At 48.0% G+C, this 21,867-nt stretch carries 24 protein-coding genes; 7 read left to right on the forward strand and 17 right to left on the reverse strand.

Annotated elements, in window-relative coordinates:
- Positions 1–35: 35 nt before the first annotated feature.
- The 3 genes from ACR9Y8_RS13830 to map all read right to left on the reverse strand — a co-directional run bounded on the left by ACR9Y8_RS13830 (position 36) and on the right by map (position 2,470).
- Positions 36–788, reverse strand: coding sequence for an SDR family oxidoreductase (locus tag ACR9Y8_RS13830; protein ID WP_481213832.1), 753 nt, complete (start codon positions 786–788; stop codon positions 36–38).
- A gap of 35 nt (positions 789–823) precedes the next feature.
- The gene (locus ACR9Y8_RS13835; protein WP_481213833.1) at positions 824–1,564 is read right to left on the reverse strand and encodes an SDR family oxidoreductase; all 741 of its coding nucleotides are present in this window, start codon (positions 1,562–1,564) and stop codon (positions 824–826) included.
- 150 nt (positions 1,565–1,714) lie between these two features.
- The gene (gene map / locus ACR9Y8_RS13840) at positions 1,715–2,470 is read right to left on the reverse strand and encodes a type I methionyl aminopeptidase (protein ID WP_481213834.1); all 756 of its coding nucleotides are present in this window, start codon (positions 2,468–2,470) and stop codon (positions 1,715–1,717) included.
- A 95-nt stretch (positions 2,471–2,565) separates the two neighbouring features.
- Here map and ACR9Y8_RS13845 point away from each other — a divergent pair, with 95 nt between their 5' ends.
- The 3 genes from ACR9Y8_RS13845 to ACR9Y8_RS13855 all read left to right on the forward strand — a co-directional run bounded on the left by ACR9Y8_RS13845 (position 2,566) and on the right by ACR9Y8_RS13855 (position 3,845).
- A complete protein-coding gene (locus tag ACR9Y8_RS13845; RefSeq protein WP_481213835.1) occupies positions 2,566–2,853 on the forward strand; it encodes a hypothetical protein in 288 nt (95 codons plus the stop codon).
- A 166-nt stretch (positions 2,854–3,019) separates the two neighbouring features.
- A complete protein-coding gene (locus ACR9Y8_RS13850; RefSeq protein ID WP_481213836.1) occupies positions 3,020–3,421 on the forward strand; it encodes a VOC family protein in 402 nt (133 codons plus the stop codon).
- A 157-nt stretch (positions 3,422–3,578) separates the two neighbouring features.
- Positions 3,579–3,845 (forward strand): hypothetical protein, encoded by a 267-nt coding sequence (locus ACR9Y8_RS13855; RefSeq protein ID WP_481213837.1) that lies wholly within the window; start codon positions 3,579–3,581, stop codon positions 3,843–3,845.
- A 3-nt stretch (positions 3,846–3,848) separates the two neighbouring features.
- Here ACR9Y8_RS13855 and ACR9Y8_RS13860 read toward each other — a convergent pair whose 3' ends face one another.
- Genes ACR9Y8_RS13860 through ACR9Y8_RS13870 form a run of 3 tightly spaced genes read right to left on the reverse strand, consistent with a single transcriptional unit; the run spans position 3,849 to position 7,849 of the window.
- The gene (locus tag ACR9Y8_RS13860) at positions 3,849–4,616 is read right to left on the reverse strand and encodes a LytR/AlgR family response regulator transcription factor (RefSeq protein WP_481213838.1); all 768 of its coding nucleotides are present in this window, start codon (positions 4,614–4,616) and stop codon (positions 3,849–3,851) included.
- Positions 4,613–5,659 carry a sensor histidine kinase gene (locus ACR9Y8_RS13865; protein ID WP_481213839.1) on the reverse strand — a complete coding sequence of 349 codons (1,047 nt, stop codon included), beginning with the start codon at positions 5,657–5,659 and terminating at the stop codon, positions 4,613–4,615. The genes ACR9Y8_RS13860 and ACR9Y8_RS13865 overlap by 4 nt, the downstream gene beginning before the upstream one ends.
- 9 nt (positions 5,660–5,668) lie before the next feature.
- The gene (locus ACR9Y8_RS13870) at positions 5,669–7,849 is read right to left on the reverse strand and encodes an outer membrane beta-barrel protein (RefSeq protein WP_481213840.1); all 2,181 of its coding nucleotides are present in this window, start codon (positions 7,847–7,849) and stop codon (positions 5,669–5,671) included.
- Between the two features lie 143 nt (positions 7,850–7,992).
- On the opposite strand from ACR9Y8_RS13870, the gene ACR9Y8_RS13875 reads away from it, so the two are divergent.
- Positions 7,993–9,423 (forward strand): cation:proton antiporter domain-containing protein, encoded by a 1,431-nt coding sequence (locus ACR9Y8_RS13875; RefSeq protein WP_481213841.1) that lies wholly within the window; start codon positions 7,993–7,995, stop codon positions 9,421–9,423.
- 83 nt (positions 9,424–9,506) lie between these two features.
- On the opposite strand, the gene ACR9Y8_RS13880 is transcribed toward ACR9Y8_RS13875, so the two are convergent.
- From ACR9Y8_RS13880 to ACR9Y8_RS13925, 10 genes are all read right to left on the reverse strand, one after another.
- Positions 9,507–10,844, reverse strand: coding sequence for a lytic transglycosylase domain-containing protein (locus ACR9Y8_RS13880; RefSeq protein WP_481213842.1), 1,338 nt, complete (start codon positions 10,842–10,844; stop codon positions 9,507–9,509).
- 59 nt (positions 10,845–10,903) lie between these two features.
- Positions 10,904–12,358, reverse strand: coding sequence for an Asp-tRNA(Asn)/Glu-tRNA(Gln) amidotransferase subunit GatA (gene gatA, locus ACR9Y8_RS13885; RefSeq protein WP_481213843.1), 1,455 nt, complete (start codon positions 12,356–12,358; stop codon positions 10,904–10,906).
- A 125-nt stretch (positions 12,359–12,483) separates the two neighbouring features.
- Positions 12,484–12,717 (reverse strand): Sec-independent protein translocase subunit TatA/TatB, encoded by a 234-nt coding sequence (locus tag ACR9Y8_RS13890; protein ID WP_481213844.1) that lies wholly within the window; start codon positions 12,715–12,717, stop codon positions 12,484–12,486.
- 168 nt (positions 12,718–12,885) lie between these two features.
- Positions 12,886–13,233: a 50S ribosomal protein L19 gene (gene rplS / locus ACR9Y8_RS13895; RefSeq protein ID WP_298740679.1), complete on the reverse strand. Its 348-nt coding sequence runs from the start codon at positions 13,231–13,233 to the stop codon at positions 12,886–12,888.
- Positions 13,234–13,433: 200 nt separating this feature from the next.
- On the reverse strand, positions 13,434–14,108 hold the full coding sequence (trmD, locus tag ACR9Y8_RS13900) for a tRNA (guanosine(37)-N1)-methyltransferase TrmD (RefSeq protein ID WP_481213845.1): 675 nt from the start codon (positions 14,106–14,108) through the stop codon (positions 13,434–13,436).
- A gap of 151 nt (positions 14,109–14,259) precedes the next feature.
- Complete coding sequence (rimM, locus tag ACR9Y8_RS13905; RefSeq protein ID WP_481213846.1) at positions 14,260–14,778, reverse strand: ribosome maturation factor RimM; 519 nt, start codon at positions 14,776–14,778, stop codon at positions 14,260–14,262.
- 97 nt (positions 14,779–14,875) lie between these two features.
- Positions 14,876–15,316 (reverse strand): 30S ribosomal protein S16, encoded by a 441-nt coding sequence (gene rpsP / locus ACR9Y8_RS13910; protein ID WP_481213847.1) that lies wholly within the window; start codon positions 15,314–15,316, stop codon positions 14,876–14,878.
- 166 nt (positions 15,317–15,482) lie between these two features.
- The gene (locus tag ACR9Y8_RS13915; RefSeq protein WP_481216226.1) at positions 15,483–16,028 is read right to left on the reverse strand and encodes a hypothetical protein; all 546 of its coding nucleotides are present in this window, start codon (positions 16,026–16,028) and stop codon (positions 15,483–15,485) included.
- Entirely contained in the window at positions 15,916–16,809 is an 894-nt protein-coding gene (locus tag ACR9Y8_RS13920; RefSeq protein ID WP_481213848.1) for a signal recognition particle protein, read from the reverse strand. The genes ACR9Y8_RS13915 and ACR9Y8_RS13920 overlap by 113 nt, the downstream gene beginning before the upstream one ends.
- Before the next feature lie 152 nt (positions 16,810–16,961).
- Positions 16,962–17,837 (reverse strand): sigma-70 family RNA polymerase sigma factor, encoded by an 876-nt coding sequence (locus ACR9Y8_RS13925; RefSeq protein ID WP_213086907.1) that lies wholly within the window; start codon positions 17,835–17,837, stop codon positions 16,962–16,964.
- A 364-nt stretch (positions 17,838–18,201) separates the two neighbouring features.
- Here ACR9Y8_RS13925 and ACR9Y8_RS13930 point away from each other — a divergent pair, with 364 nt between their 5' ends.
- On the forward strand, positions 18,202–18,582 hold the full coding sequence (locus tag ACR9Y8_RS13930; protein WP_481213849.1) for an START-like domain-containing protein: 381 nt from the start codon (positions 18,202–18,204) through the stop codon (positions 18,580–18,582).
- Positions 18,583–18,986: 404 nt separating this feature from the next.
- Here the strand turns inward: ACR9Y8_RS13930 and ACR9Y8_RS13935 are convergent, their stop codons facing one another.
- Entirely contained in the window at positions 18,987–19,592 is a 606-nt protein-coding gene (locus ACR9Y8_RS13935) for a hypothetical protein (RefSeq protein WP_481213850.1), read from the reverse strand.
- 103 nt (positions 19,593–19,695) lie between these two features.
- On the opposite strand from ACR9Y8_RS13935, the gene ACR9Y8_RS13940 reads away from it, so the two are divergent.
- Together ACR9Y8_RS13940 and ACR9Y8_RS13945 are read left to right on the forward strand one after the other, a co-directional pair.
- A complete protein-coding gene (locus ACR9Y8_RS13940; RefSeq protein ID WP_481213851.1) occupies positions 19,696–21,144 on the forward strand; it encodes an LptF/LptG family permease in 1,449 nt (482 codons plus the stop codon).
- Between the two features lie 8 nt (positions 21,145–21,152).
- Positions 21,153–21,830 carry a phosphatase PAP2 family protein gene (locus ACR9Y8_RS13945; RefSeq protein ID WP_481213852.1) on the forward strand — a complete coding sequence of 226 codons (678 nt, stop codon included), beginning with the start codon at positions 21,153–21,155 and terminating at the stop codon, positions 21,828–21,830.
- The last annotated feature ends 37 nt before the right edge of the window (positions 21,831–21,867 follow it).

The raw sequence follows: 21,867 nt of genomic DNA on the forward strand, positions 1-21,867 counted from the left end.
TAGTGCTGTTATTGATCACTAAACACAGCTGTTGCTTAGTTTGTTGCGGCGCCATTCACCAGGAGGTGCTGACCAGACACAAAGGAAGACAGATCGCTGGCAAAGAATTCAGCTATATTGGCCACATCTTCTACTTCTGCCAATCGTCCCATGGGACAGCTGTCGAGCAGCTGCTTTCTCAGTTCAGGATACGCTGCCGGATCTACGAAGATACCGGAGTGATCTACCGCGAAAGGAATGATAGAGTTAACGGTAACACCCCTGTGACCGATCTCTTTAGCCAGGATATCCACCATGTAACGGGGAGTGGTCTTGCTACCGCCGTAAACCGCCATACCCGGAACAGGGAATGAAGTGGTGCTGGAAGCGATATAGATGATACGGCCTTTGTCTGTTACATGTTTAGCCGCCTGCTGCATGGTGAAATAGGCGCCTTTGGTATTGATAGAGAACAAGCGGTCAAACTGTTCTTCTGTGAATGCGGTCACCGGTGTTTCTACCATTTCGATACCAGCGTTGGCCACTACGATATCTATCTTGCCAAAGGCTTTGAGGGCTTCTGCAAATAACCTTTCAATATCGGCTACCTTGCTTACATCTGCCTGTACGGCGATAACCTTTACGCCCATGGCGGTAATGTTGCTCAGCACTTCATCTGCAGAGGCTTTATCTCTTGAATAATTGATGACGATGTCTGCACCCAGTGCGGCATAACGTTCTGCGATTGCTTTTCCAAGACCTCTTGCGGATCCGGTGATCAGTGCTACTTTATTTTTTAAGGAGTTCATGATGACAAGTTTTTTAATGTTTGATGATTATATACTCACGCCATTCCGCCGTTAACACCGATGTTTTGTGCGGAGATCCATTTGGCATCGTCGCTGGCCAGGAAAACAACCAGCTTTGCAATGTCTTCCGGTTTACCGATACGGTTGAAGGCAGACATAGCAGCCAGGCGGTCTATCACTTCCTGTGATTTACCATTGTAGAACAGCTCTGTGCCAGTGGGGCCGGGAGATACGGAGTTCACGTTGATGTTCCTGCTGCCCATTTCTTTGGCAAATACGCGGGTTAATTGTTCTACCGCTGCTTTGGTGGCTACATAAGTGGCGTAGGTAGGGATCATCACACGCAGTACGGTGGTAGAGAAATTGATCACGGTACCGTTATCAGCCAGGCGGGTAGCGGCTTCACGCATTGTATTGAAGGTGCCTTTTACGTTAATGTCGAAGCTGCGGTCAAAATCTTCGTCGGTCGTATCTTTGATGGGTTTGAGGATCATGATACCGGCATTGTTCACCAGTACATCTATCCTGCCATAGTGAGCGATGGCTGCATCGAACATGGCTTTTACTTCAGCAGCTTTGCTTACATCAGCCTGCACGGCCAGGGCATCGCCGCCTTTTGCCTTGATCTCATTTACTACCTGGTCGGCGGCATCTTTACCACCGGCATAGTTTACTATTACTTTAGCGCCTGCAGCAGATAATTCGCGGGCCATTTCAGCGCCGATGCCTCTGGAGGCGCCAGTTACGAGGATTACTTTTTCTTTTAAGGTGCTCATGATTTTTTGTTTTGTTTGTTGATACAAAGTTGCTGTATCTGCACCTTGAAAAATTGTAAGTATTATAGGATGTGTTGCAAATTTCAAAGGTTACCCCTGGGGGAGGTACCGGGAAGGGAAAAAATATGGGGGTTAACAGTCTGAAAAAGCTTAAATGGCATTGGCAGCAGTAAGAATAACAGGAGCGCCGTCTGTTACAATGATGGTATGTTCATGCTGGGCTACAAAGCTGCCGTCAGTTGTTACCAGTGTCCATCCGTCTCCTTTGTTATAGGCATAGGAAGCCCGGGTAGAGATAAATGTTTCTATGGCTACCACGGAATTCTTCCTGAACCTGGCGCGGTTATATTTATCGTAAAAATTAGGGATCTCTTTGGGCTCTTCATGGAGGCTTCTGCCTACGCCATGACCTACCAGGTTCCTGATCACCCGGTAGCCGGAGCGTTTTGCTTCTGTTTCTATCAGTTTACCTATGTCGGCGATCCTTACGCCCCCCCTGATCTGGCTGATGGCCTTATGCAGTATCTGGCGGGAGGTAGCTACCAGGGGCTCATGGGCATGAATATCCTCTCCCAGCACAAAAGACCCGCCATTATCTGCCCAGAATCCGTTCAGCTCGCCGGAAACATCAATATTTACCAGGTCTCCTTCCTGGAGGATCCTGCTGCCGGGAATACCATGGGCCACTTCATTATTGACACTGATACAGGTGTAACCGGGGAAACCATAGGTTAGCTTAGGGGCAGAACGCAGTCCGGTTGTTTCCATCAGCTGCCCGCCGTATTCGTCCAGTTCAGCGGTAGTGATGCCAGGTTTTGCATATTCACGCATATCCTTCAGGATCCTTCCTACCGCTTCGGCAACCTGCTGCATTCCCAGCAATTCTGTATTTGATGTAATTGACATAGTGGTCAAATTTACTAATAAATTTTTTGATGCCCTGTTAAACTATCCCTTTACTTATATGTCTATTACACATCTATTAAAAATCCTATTTATCTATGAAACGTATCTTTTTTGCCCTTTCTTTTCTGGCGATAGTAACAACAGGCCAGACTGTCAATGCACAAGATTCAACCAGGGCCGCTAAAAAGCAAATGAAAGAGCAAAAGCACAATGACAAGGCAGCTGCCCGTCTTGAAAAGAAGGAGGCTAAACCTGAAAAAGAAAAGAAAAACCCTCAACCGGATGGCGTTGTGAGCGGTAAAGACAAAACCGGCACCCTGCACGAGCAGAACAAAGCTAACCGGGAGATCCGCAAGGAAAAACACGAAGCTAAAAAACAATAAGGCCAGCTTCCCTTATTGTTCATTTAGCACTGCCGGTTATTATAAATAACCGGCAGTTTCTATTTACCCGGAAGAAACCTTTTTAAATACCTGGAAAACCTGTTTACATACCTCCTGTTAACTGCTCCCTGCCTGTAACTTTATAGAACACAAAATGATCAGCAAAATGCAAGTAAAAGAATTAAGGATCATTCTGACAGTTGACAACCTGGACGAAGTGATCAGGTTTTACCGGGAGGTAGCCGGACTGGACACCTCTAAAGAGTGGCATGAAACTACGGGCAACGGGATCATCCTGGATGCGGGCAGGGCTTCCCTGGAGCTGGTAGATAGTAAACACGCCGCGCTTATCGACGAGATCGAGGTGGGCAAAAGAACTGCCGGGCCCGTTCGCCTGGCCTTGAATGTAGGAAAGGATATTGAGCTGGCAGCCGGTAAATTGAAAGCGGGCGGCGCCAAACAACTGGCGGCAATAAAACAGGCGCCCTGGAGCAAAGTGGTCAGGATGGAAGATCCGGGAGGCATGCAATTCACTGTTTTTGAGAATTCTACATTGTTCGGAAAGTAAGGCCCCTCGCTTAAAAGCAACAGCGCCGGCAACAAATTGATAACATATTTGTGCTAGCGCTGTTGCTTTTTGTTTGCGATCTTCCTACATTGGTACTGCTAACTGTTAGAGCTATTCCTGAAACTAAGACCAGAATCCAAAAAGTCCGTGCTATTCTATGAACATTGATACTGATCGTTTTAAAACATTTATTAATAATTCATTCCCTGCCTATAAAATAGAGATCAAGGAGTTTAGGTCAGGTGTGATTGTGATCGACATCTTCCGGGCAAAGGACTTTATCGCGATCCAATATGACGGCGAATCCTATATTGGCGTTTCCGTTATTCCCAATAATGGTAAGGCAGCGAGCTATGGTTTGCTGGATAAGGTGTTCGATAAAATTGAGGACTTTGAGGGATACATTACCGAAATGATTAAATGACCCCTACCTGCTTTCCAGCCAGCGCTTAAATGTTGCGTTGCGGTTAGCACTGGTATATACGGCAGCTGCCCTGTTCTTTAAAAATATCTCTGTTCTTTCGCCTTCAATACTGCGCATGTGATCAATTTCCTCAACATTGATAATATCGCTGCGGTTAATACGGAAAAAAACATCCGGGTCAAGCTCCTGTTCTAACTCCTGCAGGGTCTGTTCCTGTAAGGGATGCTTTTTGCCTGAACGGTCATGGGCATAGATAATACCATTGGTAATGGAGAAGAGGCTCACATGGGCAGTTTCCACGAGCAGGATCTTGTCCTTCAGCTTGTAAGTGAACCTTTGCCTGTACCGTTTGCGGTCTTTCTGCTGCAAAGCCTGCCATAGCGCTTCCATGGAAGGAGTAAGCGCCGGGGATGGTGTGCGCAGCAACAGGAACTTCTGCAGTGCGCGGGCAATATCGGGATAGGCATAGGGCTTCAGTATGTAGTCGATGCCTGTACGCTGTAAAGCCTCCATCCAATACTGATCATAGGCAGTTACAAATATCACCGGCTGCCGGATCTCCAAATCTTTCCAGGCGGCAATGATATTACCATCGCTCAGCTCAATATCGCTGAATATAAGGTCTACCTGCGGTGCGGTGCTGAAATAGGCGGCCGTTTCGCGGATGCTGCCCAGTTGCTGTACAATGGTATGGCCCGGGTCAAACTGGCGGATATGCTCCACCAGCTGAGCCCGGGCCGTTAATTCGTCTTCTATCACTACTATGTTCATGCTGCTGACTGTATTAAAGGTAGCGTTACACTGAAGATGCCATGCTCCTGGCGGATGTTCAGCTGCTTGCTCCAGCGTAAGGTATAAAAATCAGAGAGGTGCCTCAATCCCAGCCCCAGGCTTTCATGGCGGTAAGCTTTAGGTTGTATGGCATTAGCCACGGTAAGTACATCATCATTAATATATACCTCGATGGAAAGAGAAGTGTTTTGCGGCACTTCATTATGCTTGATCACGTTTTCCACCAGCAGCTGCAAAGCGCCGGGTAATACATACAGCGTGGTTAAAGGCCTTTCTGTTTGACGATGCAGTGTTAAATGGAACTGCCCGGGAAAGCGGTACTCCATGATGTCCAGGTAGTCGCGGGCAAATTGCAGCTCTTCCTGCAGGCTCACCACTTCCTCCTTTGCATACTTCGTTACATAACGGTAGAGCATGGCCATTTTGCGGGTAAAGGCTACTGTTCGCTCGTCCCGCTGTTCTGCCAGGTTGGAAAGGAAATGGAAATTATTGAACAGGAAATGATGGTCCAGCTGACGGTTCAGGAACTGCAGCTCTTTCTGCTGGCCCGCTTTTTCTTTCTCCACCAGCGCCAGCTGAAGATCATTAATGTGCTGCTGATGCAGCAATAAAAGACTGAAGATGGCAATCGGCACATACATGGATACCAGGATATAGAATCCATTTCGCCAGAAGAAGAGGGTGCCCCAACGCTCATTCCAGAAAGGTACGCCTTGTGTTACCACTGCAAAAGCACTATGATAAAATGGATAAGAGACATAGAAGACCACCCCTCCGGTGAAAAATGCCGCGATACTGGCGATGGTATTGCCGTACCGCTTCAAATACCTGCGACAGAACCGGTAACTGAACGTTGTAACAATATAAGCGAAACATGACAGCAGCAGCAGGAAGATATATTCTGAGAAGCTGTAAGGATCTGTATGCCCGGTATTGGCGGCATACGTGTTCCATTCAGCGATCTCTGTGAATATGATCAACAATAATGCTATCCAGATATATTTCCTTATCTGCGGCTTCATAAGATGCGTTTAGTTCTTCAAGCGGCTTTCCACGTCCCTGGTGCCGGTGGTTCTTTCGCCGGCTTTCTCTACGGTGGTTTTACCAAACTTCCATATAAAGGTTAGCCCTACTCTCCTGCTATCACCCAGGCTGGAATAGTTCATATGCACGTTACCGTAGTCCGTTTCCATACGGTAACGGGGCCTGGTAATATCATTAACCGACAACTGTATTTTGGCCTTGTTGTCCCATATACCTTTAGCAATACCAAGATTAAGCCCTAAGATGGGTTGTGCAAGGCTCAGGAACTCGTTCAGGTAACGGCCATTGTAAATAGCGCTTACTTCTGCAGACCATCCGCGCTGCCATTGAAAGCTGTTGCTGATGTTGGCATTAAAGGTGGTGTTATGCAAGGAAACATCAGCGTCCCCGGCCTTGCCTTTATAGCTGGTACGGATCAACGCAGCATAGTAGCTGGCCTGCCACCAGGGTGTAATAGCGGCGCTATAGGTAACAGATGCTGTAGCAGTACGCAAGCGGCTGATGTTTTGAAACATAAAGATAGTGATTTTCTCCCCCGGCACTTGTTGTACCAACTTAGACAGTACATCGTTTGTAGCGCTGTAATCCAGGGAGAACTGCAGCGACCTGTTATAAGTGTAATTGAAGCCAAAGTTGTTTACGTACTGCGGACGTAATGCCGGGTTACCCTGTTCAGCCGTAAGCGTATCCAGCATCACAATAAAAGGATTGAGCAGCTCATACTGCGGACGCTCAATACGCCTGCCGTAATTGACGCCTATACTGTGGCGATCAGATAGTTTATAGGTAAGGAACAATGTCGGGAAAAAATTCAATGTGTCACGCGTAAACTGTATGCCGCCTTTCTGCTGTGTGCCTTTGCCCTTCGTTTGTTCTGCACGCAGGCCTGCCTGGAGGCTGAAACTGCCAAAGGTAGCGGCATAGTTGAGGTAGGCGGCATTAATACGCTCGGTATATTTGAAATCGTTGGTGCGTGCATCTTCTATCCACTTGCCATCTTGCATGCGCAGATAGCTGAGCCGGTTATTATTGGAGACATAGTTGCTTTTAACACCTGCTTCTATCCGCATGTTTTCATTAAGAGGATGTGTATAATCCAGCTTGCCTGACCATACATGGATATCTACCGGTGCAGCAGATTGCAGTTGCAGCGGCACTCCATTTTCTTCATTACCTGCATTATAAAAACGCGTCAGGATCTGCTGGTTGAGCGTAGAACGGTAATACAGGTAATCCAGGTCGGCGCTTAGTTCCTGCCCGAGTTTGCTGAACTGCCGGCGGAAGTTAAGGTTGCCGCTAAGCTGTTTTCTGTTCAGGTCACCAGAAGTATTGGTGTGCAGCAGGTCTGTCAGGGAATCGCCGGATAAGAGCTGTGTTGTGGTGGCAGACCTGAACCTTGCATCCAGCAGGCTGGCATTGATCAATACGCCCAGGGTGGTCTTTTTGCCCAGGTAATGATCTGCTCCGAATTTTACAGATTCGCTCCGCGCATATTGGCTGATATTATCATGTCCGTTCACATACTGATCCTTTGTGCTGCCATCTCCCGGGAAGAGACGATCAGTATGCTGATCATTACTGTTCCGGCGCTCCAGCGCAGTAAGGCTGCCAAAGACATTCCATTTTTCGTTGCGATGGTTCAGGCTGAGCGCCGCACTCTCCCGGGTACGTTGCCCCTGGCTGGCGGAAAGGGTAAGGGTACCATTGGTACCTCTTCTCAATCCTTTCTTTGTTTTAATGTTGAGGATCCCGGCATTACCAGCAGCATCATAACGGGCCGGCGGGTTAGGAATGATCTCTACGCTTTCTATTTCATTGGCAGACATATTTTGCAGGAGGTTCACCAGGTCTGTACCGGAAAGATAAGTAGGCTTGTTATCTATTAATACCAGTACGCCAGGTTTATTATTATAGCGGATCAGGCCTTCAAGGTCAACGGATACCCCCGGCAATTTACTGAACACGTCCATTGCGGTACCTCCGGATGCAGTGATCATCCTGTCTACATTCACAATGATACGGTCCTGCTTTTTCTCGACCAGGGGTTTGGCGGCAGTAACGGTCACCCCGGAAAGGTTACGGCTAAAGCTGGCCCTTTGCAGGCTGTCCTGTGCAAACACATGGCCGGTTGTCAGCATAAACATCAAAAAAACAAAAGTCGTTCTCATGGGAGCTAATAGTTTATAGCCGTAAAACTGCAGCGAAAAGAAAGGGCTATAGGGAGGCTTCTGTTAAAGGAGGGGATTTCGCGGTTAAATAACCGGTTTTAGCCATCGGATTTTTCTATTTTGGCAGTACAAAAAAGAACGGCATGCGGAAACAAACCTTACTGTACCCGGTAATCATTGGCATATTCGGTTGCCTGATATGGTTCATTATCAATAAGGGAGCTCATTTACCTGTAAAAGGCGGCCAACTTTCTGCCACCACGGCCAGCCCCGCCATCGCGGCGCCAGCTGCCGAAGCAGGCGCATGGGATCAATGGCTGCATGCGCTGCAACATCCCTTAGCCCTCTTATTGTTACAGATCATCGTGATCGTACTTGTTGCAAGGGCCTTCGGCCGGCTGGCACAGTTTATAAAACAACCCGCGGTAGTGGGAGAAATGATCGCAGGTATTTGCCTGGGGCCCTCCCTGCTGGGATGGTTATGGCCGGGCAGCAGCCAGTTCCTGTTTCCAGTGGAAAGCCTAAAAAGCCTTCAGTTCCTGAGCCAGATAGGCCTCGCCTTTTTTATGTTCATAGTAGGCATGGAACTGGACGCCAGCAATGTTAAACATAAAGCGCACGACGCCATCATGATCAGTCATGCCAGCATTGTCTTACCTTTTTTCCTGGGCGTTTTGCTGGCCTATTATATGTTCCCCTCTTTTGGTCCCGCGCATGTAAGCTTCCTTTCCTTTGCCCTGTTCATGGGCATTGCCATGAGCATTACCGCCTTCCCGGTACTGGCGCGTATAGTACAGGAACGAAAGTTAACGGGCACTCCGCTGGGTACCTTAGCCATTACCTGCGCCGCAGCCGATGATATTACCGCCTGGTGCCTGTTGGCAGCCGTGGTAGCCATTGCTAAAGCAGGCAGCCTGGTAGGCACCCTGGTCACCCTTGGTGCTGCCCTTCTTTTTGTAGCGCTTATGATCTACCTGGTGAAGCCCTGGTTAAATAAAAAACTTCAGCAGTTCACTGCGGCCAATAAGCCGAAGGCTGCTGTAGCATTGGTATTCCTGCTTGTATTGATGTCTGCCTGGATAGCAGAGGTGATTGGTATACATGCCCTGTTCGGCGCTTTCATGGCAGGTGTGGTCATGCCTGCAGACCGGAATATTAAGGAGTTGCTCACAGATAAAGTGGAAGATATGAGCGTGCTATTATTACTGCCTATCTTTTTTGCCTTCACAGGTTTACGTACACAAATAGGGCTCCTTGGCCAGGGACAGCTCTGGGCTGTATTCGGACTGATCATGCTGGTAGCGGTTGGCGGGAAATTGGGCGGCAGTACCCTGACGGCGAAACTGATGGGACAAAGCTGGACGGATGCTGTGGCTATAGGTGCTTTGATGAATACCCGCGGGCTGATGGAGCTGATCGTGCTAAACCTGGGCTATGACCTGGGTATACTTTCTCCTGAGATCTTTGCGATGCTGGTACTGATGGCCTTAGCCACCACCTTCATGACAGGCCCTTTACTGGATCTTATAAAGCGGGCTGAGTACAGGAAAGCCTGGCATGCAGGGATCAGTTAATATTAATATTATTCCTTTACAACTACTTACAAAAAAGGACCGCCGTGATGGCGGTCCTTTTATCGTTATATCTTTTCAGTAATTTAATTCTTTGCAACCGGGGCTACTTTTGCTTTTGCCTTACCGCTGCTGGTCTTTTTTGACTTAGCATATTTTGAATACTTCGCGGTGCTGCCTTTTTTCCTGGTAGCGCTGTACTTCCGGGTAGTAGAGGTATGCTTACGGGCGGAAGCGGTAGAAGTAGTCTTCTTAACATTCACATTCCGCGCCGGTAATTTAGCCGGAGCCGGGAATTTAGACCTGTCGGAAGCTACTGCCTTATCATCCAGGGTCATTTGAATAGACTCCTTCAGGATCTCATCCTTTTCATTCATGAACAGCTTCATCTTCTCTTTCGGTACGCGCAGGTCGTAGCTGTTATCCGGACCAGCCATCGTTTTGGCAAAGTCAGGGTTCAGGCGGTTCATTTCTGCCAGGTTGATCTCCAGCTTTTTAGCGATCGCTTCCAGGCGGTACTTACCGGAGATGTTGAACTCCACGGTATTGAACATGTCGTCTTCAGTCAGTTCAGTAGACGCTGCCAGAACAGGGGCTGGCTTTTCAGCAGCCACCAGTATACGGTCGTCTCCATCGCCTACACCGAAGAAGTTATTGAACCTGTCAAGGATATAACCGGTGGCAATGAATTTATACACATGATTGCGTGATTCTGATGGCAGGAAGTATTGCATGCCCCAGAAATCTTCGCGGCCGCTGGCCTTCATGGCGCGTTGTACACCACCGGCGCCGCAATTGTAGGCCGCTACTACCAGCAGCCAGTCGCCAAACTGGTCGTACAGCTGGTTCAGGTATTGCGCTGCGGCCAGGGTAGATTTGTAGAAGTCCTTTCTTTCGTCCAGCCGCTTACCCACGTTCAGGCCAAAGAGACGGGCGGTGCCTGACATGAACTGCCAAACTCCCACTGCGCCTACCCTGGAACGGGCATTGGTATTAAAACTGGATTCGATAACAGCGAGGTACTTCATTTCTGCAGGTATACCATGTTCCCTGAATACCTTTTCGATCATCAGGAAATAGGGTTCCCCTTTTTCTAACATAGCTTGCAGATGCTGACTATACCTGGAGGCGTATGTGTTCACATAACCGGCTACCAGGTTATTATTGATCTGCTCATAAACTTTCGGGCTGATGCTGGAAGGCAGGCTTTGAGCGCCGCGCTTCACTGCAGCAGACGAGGTGGCGGTAAACGGTACTGCCGTGGTGGTATCTTTCGGTAACTTCACCTTGTGCATCAAGATGGAAGTGTCCGGAGCTGCCTCCTGGGGAGCAAGCATCTCTTTAGATACCACATTGCCATCCGCCGCATACGCACTCAGTCCACCCATAGCTGGCAACAGCAGTAGTAAAAAGATTTTCCTCATACACATTTTTATTTTAAACAATAGTGACCTGTTTTGTGGCCAGATGAAACTTCGCATCATTAATCCATCATGCTGAGCTTCACTGAATTCATTTGCATAACGTGATCTGCAATGTTCAACAAGTTCGCTTCGTCAAATTGCTTTGTGATGATCTGCACACCAAAGGGCATTCCGTTTGAATGCCGCCTTAAGGGCACCGATATGGCTGGCACACCTGCCAAATTTGCCAGTACCGTATAAATATCTGCAAGGTACATGGCGATAGGGTCTTCGGTTTTCTCCCCGATCTTAAAGGCTGTACAGGGAACTGTTGGCATCAGGATAGCGTCGTAATGGGACAGAATTTCGGATAATTTGTCCACCACCAATCGCCTCACCTGTTGTGCTTTTGTGTAATAAGCGTCATAATAACCGGCACTTAGCACAAAGGTTCCCAGCAATATACGACGTTTTACTTCTTTTCCGAACCCTTCAGAGCGACTTTTTTTGTAAAACTCCGTCAGATCCAGGTTCTTCTCCGCTGTTCTGTGACCATATTTCACCCCGTCATAGCGTGACAGGTTGGAAGAGGCTTCTGCTGTTGTAAGTACATAATAGGCAGGCACCACATAGTCTAGGTAGGCGAAATCGGCTGCTGTTACTGTATTCCCGGCTGTCTCCAACTCTTCAAAGAAGCCAGTGTAGGCTGCCCGCATCTCTGTATCCAGTCCCTCGTGATACAGCGCGTCCTTTAAATACGCAATTTTATAGGATTTATTGTGCGTAAGCCCCAATTGATAATCAGGAACTTCCTGCTGAGCAACTGTACTGTCGAACTCATCCGGTCCGGCGATTACTTGTAAAACCGTTGCCACATCTGCAATATTCCTGCCAAAAATCCCGATCTGGTCGAAAGAAGAGGCATAAGCAATAAGCCCATACCGCGAAATACGGCCATACGTAGGTTTCAGGCCAACAATACCACAGAAATCGGCTGGTTGCCTTACGGAACCACCGGTATCACTGCCCAGGCTTACCTGGCACAGCCCTGCCTGTACGGCTACCGCTGATCCGCCGGAAGAACCTCCCGGTACGCGGGTGTTATCAAGGGCATTAAGCACCGGCCCGAAAGCCGAGTTCTCATTGGTAGAGCCCATAGCGAACTCGTCGCAGTTGAGGCTACCTATAATAATAGCATCCGCTGCCAGCAACCTTTCAATTGCCGTAGCGGAATATAAAGAGGTAAAGCCTTCCAGGATACGGGAGGCTGCGCTTACCTTATGATCTTTGTAACAAATGACATCCTTATTGCCTACTATCACACCGGCCAGCGGTCCCAGGGTTTCTCCCCGGCTGATACGGGCGTCCAGCTCACGGGCCCTTTCCAGAGCTTCCGTCTCGTATACTTCCAGGAAGGCATTTAAATGCCTGGCCCCGGCGATACGTTCCAGGTAATAACGCACCATCTCCGTACAGGTGGTGCTGCCGGCGTATAAGGCTTCATGAAAAGACGATATACTGCTGAATCCAGACAATGCCAAACCAGTTAATTCTTAAATGTTAAATTGTTATATGGTTAAATTGCGCTATAGGTTGATCTATCTCAACAATTTAACATAAAGCCCCTTAACAAATCCAAAAATGAGAGTAGGATCGGGTGTTATTTCTTTGCGTCGGTGGTAGAAGGGTGATCTTTCATGCCATCCTCGATCTCCTGACGTACGTTGTTCTTGGCATCGTTGAACTCACGGATGCCTTTACCCAGACCGCGCATTAATTCGGGAATTTTTCTTCCACCAAACAGTAATAATACAACCAGTGCTATTAGGAGTAATTCAGTCATACCAAGATCCTGGAATAATAAAAGAGGTGATTTTACAAAAACAGCAGTCATTTTCTCAATTTTTAAAGTTCAGCTAACAAAGATAATTGATAAAATCGGTTTTTTTGCTGAGCAGCTACGAGTTTAAGTAGATTTTAACCCCCGTTGCCTTCAGGCAAAAGAAAAACGGGAACCGCTAAAAACGGCTCCCGTTCTCACTAATTTCCCTGTATTTTTATACTAAACCCTTTTTTCCTTGATACGGGCTGCTTTACCGGCGCGCTCACGCAGGTAGAACAGTCTTGCCCTTCTTACTTTACCCACTTTGTTCAATACAATTGAATCAATGTTGGGAGAATATAAGGGGAATACCCTTTCAACACCTACACCGTCAGAGATCTTTCTAACAGTGAAAGAAGCCGTAAAACCGGTGCCCTGCATCTTCAGAACATCTCCTTTGAAGGACTGTATCCTTTCCTTGTTACCTTCAACGATTTTATAGTTAACGGTAACGTTGTCACCGGCTTTAAATTTCGGATACTGTTTTTTTGCTGTCAGTTGCTCGTGAACAAACGAAATAGCGTTCATCTTTCAATTATTTATGGGAGGGCAAAGGTAAGCACAGAATAAAGAAGTTCCAAATAAATGCCCGAAAAATTTAAAATAGCTGCAAGCTGCGAGCCGCAAGCCACAAGGAATGCACGTTATAGTCACCAGAATCTCACTGATTTTCATCATTTTAGCAATGAAGACAACGGCGTGAAGCTTGTGGCTGAAAGCTTGTAGCTTTATTTCAAGAGATCCGGCCGCCGCTGCTTTGTACGCTCCACGGCCTTGTCATGCCGCCACTCCTCGATCTTGCGGTGATCTCCGCTGAGCAGCACATCAGGTACCTTCCAGCCACGGAACTCTTCCGGCCGGGTATACACCGGCGGAGCCAGCAGGTTATCCTGGAAAGAGTCAAAAAGGGCGGACGTCTCATCGTTCAGCACCCCGGGTATCAGGCGGCCAATGGCGTCCACCAGCACGGCCGCAGCCAGCTCCCCGCCAGATAGCACATAATCCCCGATAGAGATCTCCCGGGTAACAAAATGCTCCCGGATCCGCTCGTCTATGCCTTTATAGTGCCCACAGAGCAGCATAAGATTGCCTTTCATAGACAGCTGATTGGCAATAGGCTGGCTGAGGGTTTCCCCGTCGGGGGTCAGGTAAATGATCTCGTCGTAAGCTCGTTCCGACTGCAGGTGCTCTATCGCCTTTACCACCGGCTCCAGCATCATTACCATGCCTGCCCCTCCCCCGAACTGGTAGTCGTCTACCTGTTTATGCTTCAGGTCGGAGTAGTCGCGCAGGTTGTGCACCTGTACGTCCAGCAGCCCTTTGGCCTGTGCCCGCTTCAGTATGGAGTGGGAAAAGGGGCTTTCGAGCAGGCCCGGTTGTACGGAAATGATGTCTATGCGCATTAACTAAATTTAAGGTTTAAGGTTTGAGGTTTGAAGTTTGAGGTTTGAAGTTAGTTAAATGTCAGAGGTTCAGGACGAGCTGCCGTACTTAACGCTACTTGCCCTGAACGTTCAACCTTCAACGAACCTCAAACTTCAAACCTCAAACTACCTATAGATAAATATCCAGTAATCCTTCAGGAAGCTGCAGGTATACGATCTGCTTTTTCTTGTCCACCTTTACCAGGGACTGCTCATTAAGCGGTAGCAGGGCTTCCTTTCCGTGAATAGTGACCTTGGCCAATACCTGTAAAGGCATTTCTATCACCTCTTCGATAACACCTAGCTCCCCCTGCTGTTCGTCATGCACGGTAAAGCCCAGCAGGGATAAGGGCGCTGAAGAGGCGGCCTGCTGCTTGAAATCAGCCTCTCCAAGGTACACCGACAGCTGCACCAGCTTTTGTGCGGCTTCCTTGCTGTCAATCCCCTCCAGCTTCACGTAAACATGTTCATGGTCTTTAGCGCCCGCTTTCTGCAGAAAGTAAGGAATAAAGCTGTTTTTCCGCTCTTCCAGGAAAAGCGCTTCCACTCCCTTCAGGGTGCTCCTTTTGCCCAGGCTATGCCGGAGGATCAGCTCACCCTGCAGGCCAAAGGTGGCCACCAGTTTGCCTATGCTGAAATAGTTATTCATTTTTGTAAGCTGTTGGCTTTCAGCCTTTAGCTAAAAAGAAGGGAAATATTTGCGGACAAATATTTCCCTTTCGTGAAGTATCATTAAGCAAAATAGCTTATGCTTCGGCATTACCGCCTTCAGCAGGAGCGTCTTCTACTCTTTTCACTATCGGCGTTGCAATGCGGGCCTTTTTGTGGCTATCGCGACGTGCAGCTACCTTTTGCTCGTGTTCTGCCTGCCATTGCTCAAATTTTTTGTAAGCAGTAGGTTCATCAAACAGACCTAATTTAACCCCTCTCAACAGGTGCTTCAGGTAAAGCACGCCCTTGAAAGACAGGATCCTCCTGACTGTATCAGTGGGCTGAGCGCCTTTTTGTAACCAGCGCAGTGCCTTTTCAGTATCAATGTTAATTGACGCCGGAACAGTCAGCGGGTTGTAAGTACCGATTTTCTGGATGAATTTACCATCTCTGGGTGCGCGCGCATCGGCTACTACAATAAAATAAAAAGGTCTTTTCTTCGCGCCATGACGTTGTAATCTGATCTTTACTGGCATAAATAAATCGAGTTATTTTTTTGCGAGTTTAAAAATATTATGGGGGGCAAATTTAATCCTTTAATTCAGAATCTCAAAATAAATATCAATAATCGATGCTAAAACGCTGAGACCCTAGTGCTAAACACCGGGAACGTTAAGCATATTTATGTGAGTTATACTGAGATTAGCGGCCCAATGCTTTCAGTCCTTTTCCCCCTGCCCCCATCTTATTCATCATCTTCATCATCTGCCGCATCTGGTCAAACTGTTTCATGAACTGGTTTACGTCCTGGATATCTTTACCGGCGCCCTTCGCAATACGTTTGCGGCGGCTGCCGTCTATAAGGTCCGGATTGGCGCGCTCCTGCGGCGTCATAGAGCCGATCATGGCTTCTATACCCTTGAAGGCGTCGTCGCTGATGTCAATATCCTTAATGGCCTTACCTACGCCGGGGATCATGCCCATCAGGTCTTTCAGGTTACCCATTTTCTTGATCTGCTGCAGCTGTTCGCGGAAATCCTCAAAATCGAACTGGTTCTGGCGGATCTTCTTTTCCAGCTTTTTGGCCTGTTCTTCGTCGAACTGCGCCTGGGCCCTTTCTACCAGGGTGGTGATATCACCCATGCCCAGGATACGCTGGGCCATACGCTCGGGGTAGAATACGTCGAGGGTATCCAGCTTTTCGCCCATGCTCACGAACTTGATGGGCTTCTCTACGGTGTACTTGATGGTTAAGGCAGCACCACCGCGGGTATCGCCATCCAGCTTCAGTGAGCACCACGCCGCTGAAGTCCAGCCGGTCGTTAAAGGCCTTGGCGGTGTTCACGGCGTCCTGGCCCGTCATGGAGTCTACCACGAAGAGGATCTCCTGGGGCTGCACGGCCTGGCGGATGTTAGCCACCTCGGTCATCATCACTTCGTCTACCGCCAGGCGGCCGGCCGTATCGATGATGATCACGTTATTCCCATTTTGTTTAGCTTCCCGGATGGCGTTTTCCGCTATCTGCACGGCATTTTTGTTCTCCGGCTCACTGTAAACGGGCACCTCTATCTGGCCGCCGAGTACTTTTAGCTGGTCTATCGCCGCAGGGCGGTAGATATCCGCCGCCACCAGCAGGGGTTTCTTTCCTTTCTTGGTTTTAAGGAAGTTGGCCAGTTTGCCGGAGAAGGTGGTTTTACCCGAACCCTGCAAACCCGCTATCAGGATGATGGTAGGATTGGCTTTCAGCTCCAGCTCCGCCGCAGTACCGCCCATGAGCTCAGCCAGTTCATCCTTCACGATCTTTACCATCAGCTGGCCGGGAGAAATGGCGGTGATCACCTTTTCACCCATCGCCTTTTCCTTTACCCTATCAGTAAATTCCTTGGCAATTTTATAGTTCACGTCGGCATCTACCAATGCACGACGGATCTCTTTCACAGTACTGGCCACATTGATATCGGAGATGCGGCCCTCCCCTTTCAGCTGTTTGAACGCGGATTCAAGCCTTTCTGATAATGATTCAAACATTTATCGTGTGTATTTAAGATCAAAGTTAAGGTATCAGCAAAAAAAATGGTGAATATGCAAGATATTCACCATTTGCGTGTGCAAAATTATGTTATTGACGGCTGATTACAAAGGCTAAAAACAAGCTCTGCGGCTAAAACCTTTTAGCATGCTCAGCTGCCTAAGTAGTTGCGAAGCAGTTTACTACGGGAGGTGGTACGCAGTTTCGTGATGGCTTTATCCTTGATCTGGCGTACACGCTCACGGGTAAGACCAAACTTTTCCCCGATATCTTCCAGTGACATGGGATGTTCTACCGCAATACCGAAGTAAAGCATGATCACATCTTTCTGACGATCCGTAAGGGTGGAGAGGGAACGCTCTATCTCCCTGCGCAGTGAATCGTGGTGATCCAGCTCCTCATCGGCGCTTACTGCATTGGGATTCTCCAGTACATCCAACAGGGAGTTATCCTCTCCGTCGATGAAAGGAGCGTCCATGGAAACGTGGCGGGCAGCAACCCCGAGGGTGGCCTCTACCTCTTCTGTATTGATCTCCAGGATGGTGGCCAGTTCATCGGGGGAGGGCTCCCTTTCGAATTCCTGCTCCAGCTGGGAATATGCTTTACTGATCTTGTTGCTCAGCCCCACTTTGTTAAGGGGCAGGCGCACAATACGTGACTGTTCTGCCAAAGCCTGGAGGATAGACTGACGGATCCACCAAACTGCATAGGAAATAAATTTGAAACCGCGGGTTTCATCAAAACGCTGGGCAGCTTTTATAAGGCCCAGGTTACCTTCATTAATGAGATCACTGAGCGACAGGCCCTGATTCTGGTACTGTTTAGCCACGGACACCACAAAGCGCAGATTGGCTTTGGTCAGCTTTTCCAGTGCGCGCTGATCACCCTGTTTAATACGGATGGCCAGGTTCACCTCTTCCTCAGGCGTAATCAGATCTACCTTTCCAATTTCCTGCAAATACTTCTCCAGGGATTGTGATTCCCTGTTAGTAATCGACTTAGTGATCTTGAGTTGGCGCATTGACATAGAGTCGGAACAGTTACAGGTGATTTAATAAAATGTTAATTTTTGACGAATGCCAGACAAAAATAACTTTTTTTAGACACCACCCAAAAAAAATGTTTAGTTGTTAAACCGTTTTTAAGCAAAATCGATTGATCCTTTGTGGGGCTCTTGCGGGGAGAGTTGATGGGTTTTTCATTAAAAAAAAGTGTCTAATTGACTCTTTATCAAAGCAAATATATTGAAAGTAATTTTAATAGTAGTGATTTTTATAAACCATCAAATAAATACATTAAATGATTAAAAAAAAACAGCAAATTATTTTGACAGAATAAATATTTTTCTATAATTGCAGCCGGATGATATTGATTTACTAATTACTTGAGCGATGTCTAAGAAAGTGCAATATGAGTTGGAATACCCGGTACGGTGCTCACCAAGTATCTTATACGAATTCCTTTCCACGCCTGCAGGTCTGCAGGAATGGTTTGCCGATAAAGTAGATTTCAGGGATAATGTGTTCTCTTTTTCCTGGAATGGCAGTACAGAGGAAGCCGAAGTGCTGGAGCAGGAAGAAGAAGAGTTTATTCGTTTGCGTTGGCTAACCGCCCCCAATGGAGAGTTTTTTGAATTCCGCATACAGATTTCAGAAGTTACCAATGAAACCATACTGGTAGTTAAGGATTTTGCAGAAAAGAAAGAAATAGCAGACCAAAGCCAACTTTGGGATTACCAGGTAAAAGACCTCTTTCACCGTATCGGCAACTAATTACTCGTCAAAGATTTTAATAATTGCTATTTGATAATGGGACAGTGTACACGTAACAGTGACATTGTGCTATTGTAGTTAATTATAGTACTGACAGCGATTCTTTCCTGGTTCTTCCTTGCATTCTCCTTGTACCTTCCTTGTTTTCTCCTAGTCTTCTCCACAGGTGGTCCCTGTCTTTTCCTGGTGCTTTCTTAGTGCTTTCCGTGGGAGTTCCTTGTCTGTTCCTTGTGTTTTCCTGGTCTTTTCGCCGCCAGCGCCTCGTCTTTGCTTAGTGAGACCTTAGTCTTTCCCGGGGGAGAGCTTAGTGAAACTTTAGTGCTACCCATACTAAAAGCGCATGCAAGTTTAAGTTAAAGCGCATCACTGCTTAGTAAAAGCGTATGGCCTCCCTCCTTGCAGGGCTAAACCATCAATATGCTAAGCAGGGTGGCATAACAGTTTACCGCCTCCGGGATCATCTTTTCCCATAGCTCCAGCGGAAAAGGTTTGGCCAGCTTTATAAATTGCCCCTGCTGCACCAGCTCCCGCCACTCCCGGGGTGTAAATGCGCTGATGGCCCTGTAGTTGCCGTTTTCAAAATCATGCTCCCAGGGGTCCTCATTCATATATACATACAGCCCCGCAGCCGACAGCTGCGCATAACCCAGGATCAGCGCATCCGCATGCTGCTCCTTGATACCGCCGGCCAGGTGCAGGGTACAGCTAAAATAATGTCCCCACCAGAACATGCTACGGAAAGCGAATACATCCGTTTGGCCAAAGAGGCGTGGATAATCCAGTATCACCCAGGGTAGCTCCTTGTAGCGCTCACCCTTCGAAATCTTAGCGCCGCGCTGCAGGCAGCCTTCAGGGAAAACAAAAGTCCCGGTCATTATATGCGCTTCCAGCTGGCGCTGCAATTGTCCCATCAGCTCCATCACCTTCTCTATCACGCTGTTCTTACGGTATATCCAGCCGGCGTCAAAAGCCAGCTGTTTTTCTTCCGCTGTAAGTAAAAAATTTTTCATATAATTAACGCTGCCATAACGGTGGCTGTCACTGCTACTACAGGAAATCGTAGTAACTTCGCGGGGCAGCTTGCGCTAAAATCGTAAATAATAATATTAGGTAGTGAAAAAACTCGATAAGCTCATCGTTAAGACATTCCTGGGGCCATTTGTGGCCACTTTTTTCGTTACCTGGTTCGTATTGCTCATGCAGTTCCTCTGGAAGTATATAGATGACCTGGTGGGCAAGGGACTGGACCTTCCTGTGATCCTGGAGCTTATCTCTTATACCAGCGCCAGCCTCATCACCCTGGCCCTGCCCCTGGCAGTACTGCTGTCTTCCATCATGACCTTCGGGAACCTGGGCGAAAGCTTCGAGCTGGTGGCGTTGAAATCATCCGGTATTTCCCTGCTGCGCTTTATACGCCCGCTGCTGTTTGTCTGCATCGGCATTGCCGTACTGGCCTTTCTGTTCGCCAATTACGTGATACCGGTAGCTAACCTGCGCGCCAAATCATTACTATACGATATTACCAACTCCAAACCCGCCTTCAATATCAAGGCAGGGGTATTTTACAGCGACATTCCCGGCTATACCATCAAGGTGGCCCGTAAAGAAAAGGATAACCGCACCATTCACCAGGTGATGATCTTCGATAAATCATCCGGCGGCGGCGGTACAGGCGCCGATAAGCTGATACTGGCGGAGAAGGGCACCATGGAACTGTCCAGCAACAAGCGTTTCCTGATCTTTGTGCTGCGGGATGGATGGCGTTATGAAGAGCGCAACCTCCGCGGCTCTACCGTGCCGGGAGAGCTGATACGCATGGGATTCAAGGAGTATAGAAAAGCTTTTGACCTTAGCTCTTTTACCTTTAGCCGCCTGGATGTGGGCCTCTTTGCCTCCAACCAGCAGATGCTGAATATACGGCAGCTGGACAAGGCCATTGACTCACTCAAAAAGGAAGAAAAGCTTTTTAGCCGTACGGTGAACGCCTATATCACCTCCCGTTATGCCTTCTTTAAATGGAAAGATACCGCCTGGCTCGCTAAAGCGCCTCCCCTGCAGGTGAAGGAGTTCACAGACATTGTGCCCGAAAAGAACCTGAAATATGTGCTGGAACGTACGGAGCAGAATCTGCGCGAAGCACAGAGCAACCTGGATGGCACCGCAAAAGAATTTGAGGATAAACATTCCGTGATGATCCTGCATAAAGTAGAGTGGCAGCGCAAGTTCACCCTCGCCTTTTCCTGCATTGTGATGTTCCTGATAGGAGCGCCGCTGGGGTCTATCATCCGGAAAGGCGGACTGGGAACACCGCTTGTTTTTGCCGTTATATTTTTCGTTATATTTAACATCTGCTTTATGGTGGGAGAAAAGATGGCCCGTAAAGACGTGCTGACCACCTGGAGCGGAATGTGGCTTTCCAACATTGTATTGATGCCCATTGCAGCATTCCTGATCTATAAGGCCATGAATGATTCGCAATTATTCAATAAAGAGTTTTATTTTAGGATCTATCAGATCACCAAGAAGTTCTTAAAAAAGCTTAAGAAACAACCTACAACTTAAAACGTTCTATGAAGACGTTCGTTACACTGTTTAGAAAGAACACCTACTTCTTTCTGGCGCTAGTTATTTGGATACTGGTAGGGGGAATTATGCAAAGCATTTTCACCCGGGAGGAACTATTTATTGGAATTAACCGCATGCATAACCTGGTAACGGATGTGCTGATGACCGGTATCACCTACCTGGGTGATGGCATTACCTTCGTACTGGTGCTGGCCTGCATGCTGGCAACCCGGAAGTTCAAACCCTTCCTGATAGGGCTTACTTCCGTTTTACTGGTGACCCTGGTAGTACAGGTCAGCAAACATATGGCAGATGCGCCGCGGCCTATGCTTTACTTCCAGGGAGCCGCTTTTGTACATACCGTAAAATGGGTATCCGTACATTACCACAACAGCTGGCCGTCCGGCCATTCGGCCTGCGCCTTTGCGCTTTTCAGTTATCTTTCTCTTATTGACAATAATAAAAAACGGGGCCTGCTGTTCATCGGACTGGCCCTGATGGCTGCCTACTCCCGCATTTACCTGGCGCAGCATTTTTTTGCAGATATCTATATTGGCAGCATCATTGGCGCCGTGGCAAGTTTTGTGGTATACGGTTTGTTTGAATTCCGGAACCTCACCAAGACGCCGGTACTTTGCCCCCATGCGGAAGCCGCCCTGCTGGCGGAGGCCAAATTGGGCTGATACCGTACTGTTGGTGGTGGGTTTAACAAAACCCAAT

The sequence above is a fragment of the Chitinophaga sp. SVR4-12A genome, from assembly GCF_056754765.1.

Bases quoted from the DNA above. Each gene is read 5' to 3' on its own strand.
- ACR9Y8_RS13835 (WP_481213833.1), bottom strand. From the start codon at position 1,564: ATGAGCACCTTAAAAGAAAAAGTAATCCTCGTAACTGGCGCCTCCAGA.
- ACR9Y8_RS13865 (WP_481213839.1), bottom strand. From the start codon at position 5,659: ATGAAGCCGCAGATAAGGAAATATATCTGGATAGCATTATTGTTGATC.
- rplS (WP_298740679.1), bottom strand. From the start codon at position 13,233: ATGAACGCTATTTCGTTTGTTCACGAGCAACTGACAGCAAAAAAACAG.
- ACR9Y8_RS13935 (WP_481213850.1), bottom strand. From the start codon at position 19,592: ATGAAAAATTTTTTACTTACAGCGGAAGAAAAACAGCTGGCTTTTGAC.
- map (WP_481213834.1), bottom strand. From the start codon at position 2,470: ATGTCAATTACATCAAATACAGAATTGCTGGGAATGCAGCAGGTTGCC.
- rpsP (WP_481213847.1), bottom strand. From the start codon at position 15,316: ATGCCAGTAAAGATCAGATTACAACGTCATGGCGCGAAGAAAAGACCT.
- ACR9Y8_RS13890 (WP_481213844.1), bottom strand. From the start codon at position 12,717: ATGACTGCTGTTTTTGTAAAATCACCTCTTTTATTATTCCAGGATCTT.
- ACR9Y8_RS13850 (WP_481213836.1), top strand. From the start codon at position 3,020: ATGCAAGTAAAAGAATTAAGGATCATTCTGACAGTTGACAACCTGGAC.
- ACR9Y8_RS13845 (WP_481213835.1), top strand. From the start codon at position 2,566: ATGAAACGTATCTTTTTTGCCCTTTCTTTTCTGGCGATAGTAACAACA.
- ACR9Y8_RS13830 (WP_481213832.1), bottom strand. From the start codon at position 788: ATGAACTCCTTAAAAAATAAAGTAGCACTGATCACCGGATCCGCAAGA.
- ACR9Y8_RS13855 (WP_481213837.1), top strand. From the start codon at position 3,579: ATGAACATTGATACTGATCGTTTTAAAACATTTATTAATAATTCATTC.
- rimM (WP_481213846.1), bottom strand. From the start codon at position 14,778: ATGAATAACTATTTCAGCATAGGCAAACTGGTGGCCACCTTTGGCCTG.
- ACR9Y8_RS13920 (WP_481213848.1), bottom strand. From the start codon at position 16,809: ATGTTTGAATCATTATCAGAAAGGCTTGAATCCGCGTTCAAACAGCTG.
- ACR9Y8_RS13875 (WP_481213841.1), top strand. From the start codon at position 7,993: ATGCGGAAACAAACCTTACTGTACCCGGTAATCATTGGCATATTCGGT.
- ACR9Y8_RS13930 (WP_481213849.1), top strand. From the start codon at position 18,202: ATGTCTAAGAAAGTGCAATATGAGTTGGAATACCCGGTACGGTGCTCA.
- ACR9Y8_RS13870 (WP_481213840.1), bottom strand. From the start codon at position 7,849: ATGAGAACGACTTTTGTTTTTTTGATGTTTATGCTGACAACCGGCCAT.
- ACR9Y8_RS13880 (WP_481213842.1), bottom strand. From the start codon at position 10,844: ATGAGGAAAATCTTTTTACTACTGCTGTTGCCAGCTATGGGTGGACTG.
- trmD (WP_481213845.1), bottom strand. From the start codon at position 14,108: ATGCGCATAGACATCATTTCCGTACAACCGGGCCTGCTCGAAAGCCCC.
- ACR9Y8_RS13925 (WP_213086907.1), bottom strand. From the start codon at position 17,837: ATGTCAATGCGCCAACTCAAGATCACTAAGTCGATTACTAACAGGGAA.
- ACR9Y8_RS13860 (WP_481213838.1), bottom strand. From the start codon at position 4,616: ATGAACATAGTAGTGATAGAAGACGAATTAACGGCCCGGGCTCAGCTG.
- ACR9Y8_RS13945 (WP_481213852.1), top strand. From the start codon at position 21,153: ATGAAGACGTTCGTTACACTGTTTAGAAAGAACACCTACTTCTTTCTG.